This is a genomic window from Pseudonocardia kongjuensis, assembly GCF_039526905.1.
Classification (GTDB): Bacteria; Actinomycetota; Actinomycetes; order Mycobacteriales; family Pseudonocardiaceae; genus Pseudonocardia; species Pseudonocardia kongjuensis.
Genome location: NZ_BAAAJK010000024.1, coordinates 86,636 through 99,009, shown reverse-complemented (window position 1 = coordinate 99,009; position 12,374 = coordinate 86,636). Strand labels below are relative to the sequence as shown.

10 protein-coding genes are annotated in these 12,374 nt (G+C 76.0%); 6 read left to right on the top strand and 4 right to left on the bottom strand.

Annotation, left to right across the window (positions count from 1 at the left end; genetic code table 11):
- Positions 1 to 36 precede the first annotated feature (36 nt).
- From purL to purM, 4 genes are all read left to right on the top strand, one after another.
- Positions 37 to 2,334 carry a phosphoribosylformylglycinamidine synthase subunit PurL gene (gene purL / locus ABD160_RS20585; RefSeq protein ID WP_344024916.1) on the top strand — a complete coding sequence of 766 codons (2,298 nt, stop codon included), beginning with the start codon at positions 37 to 39 and terminating at the stop codon, positions 2,332 to 2,334.
- On the top strand, positions 2,331 to 2,693 hold the full coding sequence (locus ABD160_RS20580; protein WP_344024914.1) for a sterol carrier family protein: 363 nt from the start codon (positions 2,331 to 2,333) through the stop codon (positions 2,691 to 2,693). The genes purL and ABD160_RS20580 overlap by 4 nt, the downstream gene beginning before the upstream one ends.
- Positions 2,694 to 2,761: 68 nt before the next feature.
- Entirely contained in the window at positions 2,762 to 4,333 is a 1,572-nt protein-coding gene (gene purF / locus ABD160_RS20575; protein WP_344024912.1) for an amidophosphoribosyltransferase, read from the top strand.
- Positions 4,334 to 4,391: 58 nt separating this feature from the next.
- Positions 4,392 to 5,489: a phosphoribosylformylglycinamidine cyclo-ligase gene (gene purM, locus ABD160_RS20570; RefSeq protein WP_344024910.1), complete on the top strand. Its 1,098-nt coding sequence runs from the start codon at positions 4,392 to 4,394 to the stop codon at positions 5,487 to 5,489.
- A 21-nt stretch (positions 5,490 to 5,510) separates the two neighbouring features.
- On the opposite strand, the gene ABD160_RS20565 is transcribed toward purM, so the two are convergent.
- The 4 genes from ABD160_RS20565 to ABD160_RS20550 all read right to left on the bottom strand — a co-directional run bounded on the left by ABD160_RS20565 (position 5,511) and on the right by ABD160_RS20550 (position 8,511).
- Entirely contained in the window at positions 5,511 to 6,227 is a 717-nt protein-coding gene (locus ABD160_RS20565; RefSeq protein WP_344024908.1) for an NUDIX hydrolase, read from the bottom strand.
- 205 nt (positions 6,228 to 6,432) lie between these two features.
- Positions 6,433 to 6,636 carry a DUF3073 domain-containing protein gene (locus ABD160_RS20560; RefSeq protein WP_344024905.1) on the bottom strand — a complete coding sequence of 68 codons (204 nt, stop codon included), beginning with the start codon at positions 6,634 to 6,636 and terminating at the stop codon, positions 6,433 to 6,435.
- Positions 6,637 to 6,859: 223 nt separating this feature from the next.
- Positions 6,860 to 7,996 carry a CAF17-like 4Fe-4S cluster assembly/insertion protein YgfZ gene (ygfZ, locus tag ABD160_RS20555; RefSeq protein ID WP_344024903.1) on the bottom strand — a complete coding sequence of 379 codons (1,137 nt, stop codon included), beginning with the start codon at positions 7,994 to 7,996 and terminating at the stop codon, positions 6,860 to 6,862.
- Complete coding sequence (locus ABD160_RS20550) at positions 7,993 to 8,511, bottom strand: Fur family transcriptional regulator (RefSeq protein WP_344024901.1); 519 nt, start codon at positions 8,509 to 8,511, stop codon at positions 7,993 to 7,995. Before ABD160_RS20550 ends, ygfZ begins: the two co-directional genes overlap by 4 nt.
- A gap of 248 nt (positions 8,512 to 8,759) precedes the next feature.
- On the opposite strand from ABD160_RS20550, the gene ABD160_RS20545 reads away from it, so the two are divergent.
- The gene (locus tag ABD160_RS20545) at positions 8,760 to 10,652 is read left to right on the top strand and encodes a hypothetical protein (RefSeq protein ID WP_344024899.1); all 1,893 of its coding nucleotides are present in this window, start codon (positions 8,760 to 8,762) and stop codon (positions 10,650 to 10,652) included.
- Between the two features lie 43 nt (positions 10,653 to 10,695).
- Positions 10,696 to 12,330, top strand: coding sequence for a hypothetical protein (locus ABD160_RS20540; protein WP_344024897.1), 1,635 nt, complete (start codon positions 10,696 to 10,698; stop codon positions 12,328 to 12,330).
- Positions 12,331 to 12,374: the final 44 nt, after the last annotated feature.

The following is a 12,374-nucleotide window of genomic DNA, read 5'->3' as shown; positions in this document are numbered from 1 at the left end:
GGCCGGGTGCCGGGACCCCGCGATTACCCTGGTGCCGTGACGCAGTCCCAGGTGCAGGTCGATTCCGTCTCCCACGCCGAGGCGACGCCGGAGGCGCCGCAGCCCTACCGCGAGCTGGGCCTCAAGGACGACGAGTACGCCCGCATCCGGGAGATCCTCGGTCGCAGGCCCACCGACGCCGAGCTCGCCATGTACTCGGTGATGTGGAGCGAGCACTGCTCGTACAAGTCGTCGAAGGTGCACCTGAGCTACTTCGGTGAGACGACGACCGAGGAGATGCGCTCGGCGATGCTCGCCGGGATCGGCGAGAACGCCGGCGTGGTGAGCATCGGCGACGACTGGGCGGTCACGTTCAAGGTCGAGTCGCACAACCACCCGTCCTACGTGGAGCCCTACCAGGGCGCGGCGACCGGCGTCGGCGGCATCGTGCGCGACATCATGGCGATGGGTGCCCGCCCGATCGCGGTCGGCGATCCGCTGCGCTTCGGCCCGATCGACGCCGAGGACACCGCCCGGGTGCTGCCCGGGATCGTCGCCGGGGTCGGCGGCTACGGGAACTGCCTGGGCCTGCCGAACGTCGCGGGCGAGGTCGTGTTCGACCCGTCCTACGCGGGCAACCCGCTGGTCAACGCGCTCTGCGTGGGGGCGCTCAAGCGCGAGGACCTGCACCTGGCGTTCGCCTCCGGTACCGGCAACAAGATCATCCTGTTCGGTGCGACCACCGGGCTCGACGGCATCGGCGGCGTGTCGGTGCTGGCGTCGGAGACGTTCGGGGAGAACACCGGCCGCAAGAAGCTCCCCAGCGTGCAGGTCGGCGACCCGTTCACCGAGAAGGTGCTCATCGAGTGCTGCCTGGAGCTGTTCGCGGCCGGGCTGGTCGTCGGCATCCAGGACCTCGGCGGGGCCGGGCTGTCCTGCGCCACCTCCGAGCTGGCCAGCGCCGGTGACGGCGGGATGAGCGTGGACCTCGACGCCGTCCCGCTGCGCGCCACCGGGATGACCGCCGCCGAGATCCTCTCCTCGGAGTCCCAGGAGCGGATGTGCGCGGTGGTGAAGCCCGAGCACGTCGAGGCGTTCCTGGCGGTCTGCGCGAAGTGGGACGTGCTGGCGTCGGTGATCGGTGAGGTCACCGAGGGCGACCGGCTGGTGATCACCTCCGGCGGCGAGACGGTGGTCGACGTGCCGCCGCGCACCGTCGCCCACGAGGGACCGGTCTACCGGCGCCCGGTCGCCCGCGACGAGGTGCAGCAGGACGCGCTCAACGCCGACCTGCCGGACCGGCTGCCGCGCCCGGAGACCCCGTCCGAGCTGCGCGCCGAGGTACTGCGGATGGCGGGCTCGCCGAACCTGGCCAGCCGCGCCTGGGTCACCGACCAGTACGACCGCTACGTCCGCGGCAACACCGTCGCCGCGCACGGCGCCGACGCCGGTGTCGTGCAGGTCGACGAGGAGACCGGCCGCGGGATCTCGGTCGCCACCGACTGCAACGCCCGGTTCGTCGCGCTCGATCCCTACACCGGCGCGCAGCTCGCGCTGGCCGAGGCGTACCGCAACGTCGCCACCTCCGGCGCGGTGCCGCTGGCCGTCACCGACTGCCTGAACTTCGGCTCGCCGGAGGACCCGCACGTCATGTGGCAGTTCCAGCAGGCCATCCGCGGCATCGCGGACGGCTGCGCGGTGCTCGGCACCCCGGTCACCGGCGGGAACGTCAGCTTCTACAACCAGACCGGTTCGACCGCGATCCTCCCGACGCCGGTGGTCGGCGTGCTCGGCGTGATCGAGGACGTCCGGCGCGCCGTCCGGTCCGGGTTCGCCGGCGCCGACGGCGACGCGGTGATCCTGCTCGGCTCCACCGCCGCCGAGTTCGGCGGCTCGGAGTGGGCGCACGAGGTGCACGGCCACCTCGGCGGATACCCGCCGGCCGTCGACCTGGAGCACGAGCGCCGGCTCGCCGGCCTGCTCGCGGCCGCCGCCGCGGACGGCGAGCTCACCGGCAGCCACGACCTCTCCGACGGCGGGCTCGCCCAGGGCCTGGTCGAGGCCGCGCTGGCCGGTGGCCGCGGCGCCCGGATCGACCTGGCCGAGGTGCACGACGACGCGTTCACCGCGCTGTTCTCCGAGTCCGCCGGCCGGGTGCTGGTCACCGTCGCCGCGGACGCCGCCGACGCCCTGCTGGCGCGGGCCGCCGACGCCGGGGTCCCGGCCGTCCGGATCGGCGGGACCGGGGGCACCGCGCTCGACCTCGGCGACGCCGCCGGGACGCTCGCGCTGGACGAGCTCCGGGCCGCCTGGGAGGCCACCCTGCCGGCCCGGTTCGGCCCCGTCTCGGTGTGACCGGCCCGCTGCACGACTGGCTCGACGGCGGCCCGGAACCCGACCGGGCCACCCGCCGGGCCGCCGTCAAGGAGTCGCTGGCCGAGCTGGCGCGGCGGGCGCCGGGGCACAGCGTCGAGGTGCGGGTCCCGCCGTTCGGCGCCGTCCAGTGCATCGACGGGCCGCGGCACACCCGCGGCACCCCGCCCAACGTCGTCGAGACCGATCCGCGGACCTGGCTCGCGCTCGCGCTGGGCCGGACCTCCTGGGGCGACGCCGTCGCCGACGGTTCGCTCCGGGTGTCCGGTTCGCGGGCCGCCGAGGTGGCGGCGCTGCTGCCGGTGCACGGACCGCGGAGTGACCCTGCTCCCCGAACCTGAAGGAACCCGCTGACGCGGCGTACGATCACGATCTGGTCCCGGTACGCCGCCAGCCGAGGAGCGCCGCGTTGAGTTCCGTCCGGAACACCCACGTCAGCACCGCCCCCACCCCGATTCCCGCTCCCGAACCCGACGAGACCGGCCCCCGCGAGGAGTGCGGGGTCTTCGGCGTCTGGGCGCCCGGCGAGGACGTCGCGAAGATGACGTACTACGGCCTGTACGCGCTGCAGCACCGCGGCCAGGAGGCCGCCGGGATCGCCGTGTCCGACGGCCAGCGGATGGTCGTGTTCAAGGATCTCGGCCTGGTCAGCCAGGTGTTCGACGAGCAGACCCTGTCCTCGCTGCGCGGTCACCTCGCGATCGGGCACTGCCGCTACTCCACCACCGGCGCGACCACCTGGGAGAACGCCCAGCCGACCTTCCGCACCACCGCCACCGGATCCGGGCTGGCGCTGGGGCACAACGGGAACCTGGTCAACACCGCCGAGCTGCGCGAGGACGTCGCGAAGCTGGAGAACCGCAACCGGTCCGGGCTGCGCGCCACCACCGACTCCGACCTGGTCGGCGAGCTGCTCGCCGCGGGCGCCGCCGATCTCGGCATCTTCGAGGCCGCGCTGCGGCTGCTGCCGCGGCTGCGCGGGGCGTTCTCGCTGGCCTTCGCCGACGAGACGACCCTGTTCGCCGCCCGCGACCCGCAGGGCGTGCGGCCGCTCGTGCTGGGCCGGCTGGAGCGCGGCTGGGTGGTCGCCTCGGAGACGGCCGCGCTGGACATCGTCGGCGCCTCGTTCGTCCGCGAGGTCGAGCCCGGCGAGCTGATCGCGATCGACGCCGAGGGCATCCGCAGCCAGCGCTTCGCCGCGCCGGAGCCCAAGGGCTGCGTGTTCGAGTACGTCTACCTGGCCCGCCCGGACACCCAGATCGCCGGCCGCTCGGTGTACGACACCCGGGTCGAGATCGGCCGCCGGCTCGCCGAGGAGCACCCGGTCGAGGCCGACCTGGTCATCCCGGTCCCGGAGTCCGGCACGCCGGCCGCGATCGGCTACGCGCAGGGCTCCGGCATCCCCTACGGCCAGGGCCTGGTGAAGAACGCCTACGTCGGGCGCACCTTCATCCAGCCCAGCCAGACCATCCGCCAGCTCGGCATCCGGTTGAAGCTCAACCCGCTGCGCACCGTCATCCGCGGGAAGCGGCTGGTCGTCGTCGACGACTCGATCGTGCGCGGCAACACCCAGCGCGCCCTGGTCCGGATGCTGCGCGAGGCCGGCGCCCTGGAGGTGCACGTGCGGATCGCGTCGCCGCCGGTGCGCTGGCCGTGCTTCTACGGCATCGACTTCGCCAGCCGCGCCGAGCTGATCGCGAACGGCGCCGACACCGAGGGCGTGCGCCGCTCGATCGGCTCGGACTCGCTCGGGTACGTCTCGGTGGAGCAGATGGTCGCCGCCTCCGAGCAGCCGCGTTCCCGGCTGTGCTGCGCCTGCTTCGACGGGGACTACCCGATCCCGCTGCCGGACGAGGCGAAGCTCGGCAAGCACCTGCTGGAGGACATCCCACCGGCCGAGCGGGCCCGCACGGCGCCCGCCCCGGAGCCCGGCCCGCTGTCGGTCGGATACGGTGCCGGTGGGGCGCTGTCCCGGCCGTAGGCCCGGCGACACGCCCCGCGCACGCCCCGTCACGATCCCCGTACTGGAGAACCGACCCATGCCCTCGACCGAGCCCGGCCCCGCCAGCTACGCATCGGCGGGGGTGGACATCGACGCGGGGGAGCGGGCGGTCGAGCAGTTCCGCCCGTTCGCGGAGAAGGCGACCCGTCCCGAGGTGATGGGCGGGATCGGCGGCTTCGCCGGCCTGTTCGCCGCCCGGTTCGGCAAGTACAGCGAGCCGGTGCTCGCCGCGTCCACCGACGGCGTCGGCACCAAGGTCGCGATCGCGCAGGCGATGGACAAGCACGACACCATCGGCCAGGACCTGGTCGCGATGGTCGTCGACGATCTGGTGGTGTGCGGCGCGGAGCCGCTGTTCCTGCAGGACTACATCGCCGTCGGCAAGCTGGTCCCCGAGAAGGTCGCGACCCTGGTCCGCGGCATCGCCGAGGGCTGCGAGCAGGCCGGCTGCGCGCTGCTGGGCGGCGAGACCGCCGAGCACCCCGGCCTGATGGACGCGGGCGGCTACGACCTGTCCGCGACCGGCGTCGGCGTGGTCGACGCCGAGAAGATGCTGCGCCCGGAGCGGGTCCGCCCCGGTGACGTGCTGGTGGCGCTCGGGTCGTCCGGCCTGCACTCCAACGGCTACTCGCTGGCCCGGCACGTGCTGCTCGACATCGCCCGGCTGCCGCTGGAGGGTGAGCTGGAGGAGTTCGACCACTCGCTCGGCGAGGAGCTGCTCGTCCCGACCCGGATCTACGCCAAGGACTGCCTGGCGATCGCCGCCGAGACCGGCGTCCGCACGTTCTCGCACATCACCGGCGGCGGGCTCGCCCGGAACCTGGAGCGGGTGCTGCCGGACGGCCTGGCCGCCACCGTGGAGCGCGGCTCCTGGACCCCGGCCCCGGTCTTCAAGCTGATCCAGAGCCGCGGCCGGGTGGACCGCGCCGAGATGGAGAAGACGTTCAACATGGGTGTCGGCATGGTCGCCGTGCTCCCGCCGGAGGACGTCGACCGGGCGCTCGCCGTGCTCACCGCCCGGCACGTCCCGGCCTGGATCCTCGGCGAGGTCGCCCGGATCGGCGACGTCGACGGTGCCGGCTCCGGCGGGATCGGCGCCCGGGTGCAGCTGCGCGGGGAGCACCCGCGCTTCTGAGCGGGACCGGCCGGCGCGGGATCAGCGCGCCGTCGCGGACCGCTCGTGCGGGCGGTGCGACTCCCGCAGCATCGGCGGGTGCAGCGCGGTGGCCGGGCCCCGCCGGAACAGCCGGGGCGGCCGCCCGCGGCCGCCGGTGACCAGCGTCGTCGTGGGGACCAGGAACCCCTCGGTGGAGGTCACCTTCCGCTGGAAGTTCCGCGGATCGAGCGTGGCGTCCCAGACGGCCTCGTAGACCCGGCGCAGGTCGGAGACGGTGAACTCGGGCGGGCAGAACGACGCGGCGAGCGTGGTGTACTCCAGCTTGGACCGGGCCCGCTCGACGCCGTCGCCGAGGATCCGTTCGTGGTCGAAGGCGAGCGGCGGGATCCGGTCGACCGGCCACCACGCCGACTTCGCGGCGCCGCCGCCGGGCGTCGGCTCCGGCATGTCCGGGACGAACGCCAGGTAGCCCACGGACAGCACCCGGCCGCGCGGGTCGCGGTCCGGGGCGGCGTAGCTCGCGAGCTGCTCGAGATGGCCGACGACGGCGTCACCGGTGGCGGCCCCGGTCTCCTCGCCGAGCCGGCGGCTGGCGGTGTGCACCAGGTCCTCCTCGGGGCGCACGAAACCGCCCGGGAGGGCCCACTCGCCGAGGAACGGCGGTTCGCCCCGCTCGATCAGCAGCAGGTGCAGCTGGTCGGACCGGACCGTGAGCACGACGAGATTGACGGCGACCGCGAAGAGGTTGCCGCGCATGTCGTGAACACCTCGGACAGGACGGGGACCGGTGAGCGCGCCCCTCGCGGAACGCGTTGGTGATCTTGCCCTATCCGGCCGGTCGGGCGAAACCGCCGGGTACGTCCGGCGTAGCGCTCGCAGCGGCGAGCGGGTGAGGAGAGGTCGCGCACGCGACGACGCCCGGTCGGGGAACCGGAGTCCCGACCGGGCGCCGGTGCGCGGGTCAGCGGCGAGGGTGGTCGTCCTCGTCGTTGTACTTGGCGGCGAGGTCGGCGTACTCGCCGTACTCCTCGTCGCCGTTGTCGGTAGTAACCGCCGTCCCGCTCCCGATCTCGCGCTGCAGCGCGTCGAGATCCATCGCGGGGGAGCTGTACTTGAGCTCGCGGGCCACCTTCGTCTGCTTGGCCTTGGCTCGTCCGCGCCCCATGGCTGGTCCCCCTTACAACAGGGAAGGGGCGGCCCGGTCACCTGACACGACCCGGCGGCCCCTCTCGTCTCATCAATGTCGTGGGTCCAACCGTACCCTGCGCACCCCGGGGCGTGCGATGCGGCACCGTCGTCGTCACAGGGGTGGGCGCGCCGGTGCGGTGGCCCGACGGCCGGCGTTCACCCGGTGGACACCACGGACGGGGTACGCCGGACCGCGCAGGTCAGCCGCGGCGCCCCGGCCCGCGCCCGGTGCGCTCCCGGGCGGCCCGTCCGGGTGGCGGCTGGTCCGGGTCGGGCTCGTAGGAGTCCGGGTCGATCGTGACGGGGGACACGCGGTCGTCGGCGCCGGCCGTCAGCTCCGCGTCCACCGGGACCGAGCGCTTCACCAGGGCGAGCGCGATCGGGCCGAGCTCGTGGTGCTGGACGACGGTGCCGATCCGCCCGACGGCGCGGCCGTCGCGCTGGACCGGGTCGCCGGTGCGCGGCAGGTCCTCGTCGCCCGCGTCGAGGTGCAGCAGCACCTGGCGGCGCGGCGGGCGGCCCAGGTTGGCGACCCGGGCGACCGTCTCCTGCCCGCGGTAGCAGCCCTTCGTCAGGTGGACCGCCGGTCCGATCCAGCCGACCTCGTGCGGGATCGTCCGGTCGTCGGTGTCCCGGTGCAGCCGGGGGGCCCGGGACTCGACCCGCAGCGCCTCGAACGCGATCGTGCCGGCCGCCCGCGCGCCGGCCGCGGTGAGCGCCGACCACCGGGCGTCGCGCTCGGCGCGCGGCACGACGACGTCGGCGGCGTCCCTCCCCGGCCACGGGGTGCGCCGGACGAACCCGCCGCCGTCGAGCCCGGCGACGCCGTGCGGTGCGGTGGGCACCGGCAGCCCGGCCCGTTCGAGCACCTCGGGAACGTCCGGCCCGACGACGGTGAGCACGGCCAGCTCCGCGGTCGCGTCGCGCGGCTCCACCTTCGACCAGAACACCATCTTCTGCAGGTAGTCCAGCAGCGGGGTGCCCTCGCCGGGCTCGGTGTCGAGGTACACGGTGTCGCCGGTGGCGGCGACGGCCATGTGGTGCAGTACCCGGCCCTGGATGTCCAGGACGAGCGCCTCGGTGCCGGTGTCCGGCGGGAGCTCGCTCACGTGCTGGGTGAGCAGCAGGTGCAGCCAGGACAGCCGTTCCGCACCGGTCACCGCCAGCACGTCCCGGTGGCTGCGGTCGACGACGGCGGCCGAGCGGGCCATCGCGCGCTGCTCCGCGGGCGGGTCGCCGTGATGGGCGGCGACGGCGGCGTCCGGGTCCGGCGGCTCCGTCGCGCCGTCGTGGGCCTCGTCGTTCTCGGGTGCCGTCTGCGGTCCGGTCGTGCTCACCGGTCTCCCTTCGCGACGCCCGGTGTCGCCGGGGCCGCGTCGCCGTGCTCGGTGCTGCTGTGCTGGGTGCTGCCGTGCTGGGTGCCGTGCTGCTCGCCGGTCTCGTCCGCCGCGCAGTCGGCGCAGGTCCCCGACAGTGCCACGTGTGTCGCGTCGAGGTGGAAACCCAGGTCCGTGAGGGTGCGTTCGGCCACACCGGACAGCAGCTCGGCCGGTGCCTCGTCGACCCGGCCGCATCGGTGGCAGACCAGGTGCACGTGCCGGTGCCGGTACTCGGAGTAGGTCGGCGCGCCGTGCCCCAGATGGGCGTGCCGGACGACGCCGAGCCCCTCGAGCAGATCCAGCGTCCGGTAGACGGTCGTGATGTTGACGGCGGGCGCCGTCGCCTGGACACGCGTGCACACCTGCTCGGGCGTGGCGTGCCCCAGTTCGCGCACCGCGTCCAGGACGAGTTGGCGTTGGGGGGTCATCCGGAGACCGCGCTTGTGCAGCGTGCCCTTCAGCGAGGAGTCCACACCGTGATGGTATTCGCTCCGGCCCGGTAGGCTGCGGTCGCGAGGACGGTAGCCGCGCATCGTGTCACGGGAGCGTCCTTCGCGGGGGACGCCACGCCGGTGAGTGATCATTGCGGGTCGCGGCGTTCGCCGTGACGGCGCTCCCGTGGCTACCCTGACCGGCGGGGTCGGATCGGTGTCGCCGGTTGCGTGGACCTCGCAGTGGTGTCTCACCGGCACTGCGCCGGACGAACTGTGAGGAGTGAGCGATGACGGCAGACGGGGCGGACCGCCCGGGCGGTTCCCCGCGGTTCGACGTCGTGCTCCGCGGATACGACCGCAGGCAGGTCGACGAGCACATCGTCGGGATGCAGCGGGTGATGGGCCGGATGCGGGCCGACATCGACGCGTTGCGCAGCCGGCCGGTGCCACCGCCGATGCCGGTGCCGCCGCCCGGCGGCTTCGTCGGGCCACCCGGTCCGGCCGGCCCGCCCGGTCCGCCCCGGCAGGGCCCGCCGCGCCCCGCGCCGGCGCCGCCCGGCCCGGGCCACGAGGCGGACCGGCACACCGGGTCCGACCACTTCTCCGACCGGATGCAGGCGATCCTGCAGAAGGCGGAGGAGGAGGCCGAGGAGATCCGGGCCAAGGCCAGGGCCGACGCCGAGCGGGTCACCGCCGAGGCGCGCAAGCAGGTCGACCGGGCCCGGGCGGACGCCGACCGGGCCCGCGAGCAGGGTGACAAGCTCCGCGCCGAGGTCGGCGAGCTGACCCGCCGCCGGGACGAGCTGCGTGCGGGCGCCGGGAAGCCGGGATCCGACCGGGCCCGGCCCGCCGCGGCGAAGGCCGAGGGCGCCGACGAGGCGGCCCGGCCCGGTTTTGCGGAGTCCCGCACCGGTGCGCCCGAGTCGCGCGAGTCGCGCAACGGTGCCGCCCAGCCGGCCCGCCCGGGAGCGACGGCCGGGTCCCAGCCCGGCCAGAAGGACCAGCCCTCGGGCGCCGGCCGCGGATCGGGCACGCCGCAGACCCCGTCCGGGGTCAACGGTGCCCGCCCGGCCGCCGCGCAGCAGGGCCCCGGCCAGGGTGAGTCCGGCGCGTCGCCGCGCCCCGGCCCGCGTCCGCAGCCCGGCCCCGGAGCGCCCGGGCAGCCGGGCGCCGGCCGCAACGACTCCGGTTCGCAGGCCCGCCCGCAGGGCAGGCCCGGCTCGTCCGACCAGCAGCCGGACGCCGCGAAGCCGGCCGCCGCGGCCGCCGGCGGTGCCGGACCGCAGGGTGCCGGACCGCAGGGTGCCGGACCGCAGGGCGCCGGACCGCAGGGTGCCGGACCGCAGGGCGCCGGGAAGCAGGCCGGCGGGCAGCAGGGTGCCGGGAAGCAGGCCGGCGGACAGGGTGCCGGGCAGCCGGGCGCCGGGCAGCAGCCTGGCGGCCAGCAGGGCGCCGGGCAGCAGGGATCCGGCCAGCAGCCCCGGCCGGGCCAGGCCGGCGGATGGAGCCAGACGATCCGGCCGGAGCAGGGTCACGCCTCCGGGCAGCAGCCCCGCCCCGGCCAGCCGGGCCCGCGGCCCGGCGCGGGGGCGCGGCCCTCGCCCGCCCCGCGGCCCGGTGCGGCCGCGCCCGGCCAGCAGGGGCCGGAGCAGGACGCCGAGCGGACCACCGCGGTGCGCCCGGGTGGCGAGGAGCACGAGCCCCAGCCCGCCGAGCTGTTCCGTCCGGCGTCCGACGCCCGTCCGGCGGAGCCCGCGACGTCCGCGGTGCCGCGCCAGGACGGGAAGCAGACCGGATCGGAGAGCGACGCCGAGAAGACCGTCGCGGTCGGGGCCGTCCGCCGTTCCGGTGACACCCCATCGGATGGTTCGGACAAGCCCTCCGCGGACGACGAGAAGGCCAAGCAGGCGAGGTCCGGGTCAGCCGCCGAGCCGCCGACCACCGCCAACCCGGCAGCCGGTCGGGGCAGCGGTCACGGCGACCAGGAGCCGCGCCGGAACGGCTCCGGCCAGGCCGGCAACGGTCAGACGGCCGGCGGTGGCGGATCCGAGTCCGCGGACAAGGCCGGCGGACGCCCGGCCAACGGCCAGTCGGCCGGCCCGCACAGCGGCACGAACGGTTCCGCGGACTCCGGTCGGCCGAGTGCGGCGCAGCCCTCGTCGGGGACGCGCAGCACCTGAGGTTGCACGCGCACGGGCCCGGGCCCCTTTAGGGTCCGGTCCCATGCAGCTCGGCTCGGTCACGGTTCCGCCCCTCGCGCTCCTCGCGGCGCTGGGGGCGGCAGTGCTCGTGGTCCTGGTCCTCTGGGGTGTGTGGCGGGCCCGCAGCGGCCCGGCGCCGCTGCCCGTCGCGCCGCCGGACATCGCCGGCCCGCAGCCGTGTGCCGAGGACTGGACCGGGGAGTCGGCCGGTGGCCCGGCCGATCCGCTGCCTCCGGCGCGTCCGCGGACCGTCGCGGACATCGTCGCGGAGCGGCACGTCGGGACTGTCGCGGAGCGACACGTAGGCGCCGTCGCGGAGCGGCACGTCGAGCCTGCCGCGGAGCGACACGTCGGGACTGTCGCGGAGCGGCAGAGTGGTGCCGTCGCGGAGCGGCACGTCGAGCCTGCCGCGGAGCGACACAGCGAGCCTGCCGCGGAGCGACACAGCGAGCCCGTCGCCTCACCGGCTGCCGGGGCCATCGCCGCCGGGGCTGCCGGCACCGCCGGGGCCTATGGCGAGCGGGGTGCCGGGGCGTACGCGGAGCGGGACCCGGGCGTGGACACGGGCCCGCTGCCGGGCCTGCCGGTCCGCCCCGGTGGGTCGGTCCCCGCCGGTGCCCGGCGGTCCGCGACCGGCGCCCCGGGCCGGCACGCCCGGGAGTCGGACCGTGGCGGCCCGCTCGACGAGCTCCTCGCCCCCGCCGACGAGCGGCCCGGCTCGGCGACCCGGGCCCGCACGCGCGGCCCGGTGCAGCCGGGCGCCGAGGACGCGGATCCGGTGACCGACGACCGGTCCGCCATCGACCGGCCGGACGGCGCCTCCGCGACGGACGCCGCGGGTGCTCCGGTGGCGGATGCCTCGGGGCCGGGTGGGACCACCGGCCCGGCCGTCCCGGTCGCGCACCTGCACATCGCCGACGAGCACCCCGACCCGGCCGCCGCCGGCACGTCGGCTCCCGGCCCCGGGAGCAGCGACCCGGCGAGCAGCGGTCCGGCAGGCGATCCGGCGATCAGCGGCCCGGCAGGCGACCCGGCGCCCGACGGTCCCGAGCCCCGCTCGGACATCGTCCCCCCGCCCGCCGACCACCCTGCGGCGCCGCTGCCGCCCTGGTCCGCCGAGCGCACCGTGCCCGCGCAGGAGGACCTGCCCAGCGGCGGGTCGCCGGGCACCGCATCCCCCGCACCGACGGGCCGGGACGCGGCCTCGGCGCAGCCGGCCCGGCCCGCACCGCCGCCGCTGTCCGAGCCGGTCTCCCGGGCCGTCCAGCAGGCCCTCGCGGCACGCGCGGTCCAGCGGGCGCGGATGCGCCGCGGCGAGACCGACCCGACCGGCCCGGATCCGGTGCCGGGTGAGCAGCAGGAGCTCCCGCTGGCGGTGGTGCCGTCCCCGCCCGGCGACGACGACGCCCGGGACAGGCTGCTCGCGGTGCTGCTGGCCGACCCGGTGCGCGCCCTCGACGCCACCCGCACCCTCGACGACTCGCAGCACCGGATCGAGGAGCTCGGCGACGTCCTGCGCCGCCGCCGCGACGAGCTGGCCGGCGCCGTCCGGCACCTGAACGAGTGCGGCCTCGATCCGGCGCAGATCGGACGGCTCTCCGGGATGGCGCCGGCCGACGTCCGGACGATCCTGGACGGCGAGGACGCCGGACGCTGATCGGCCGCGCCTCGCGGGGGGCTCGCCACGATCCGGGCCGGTCA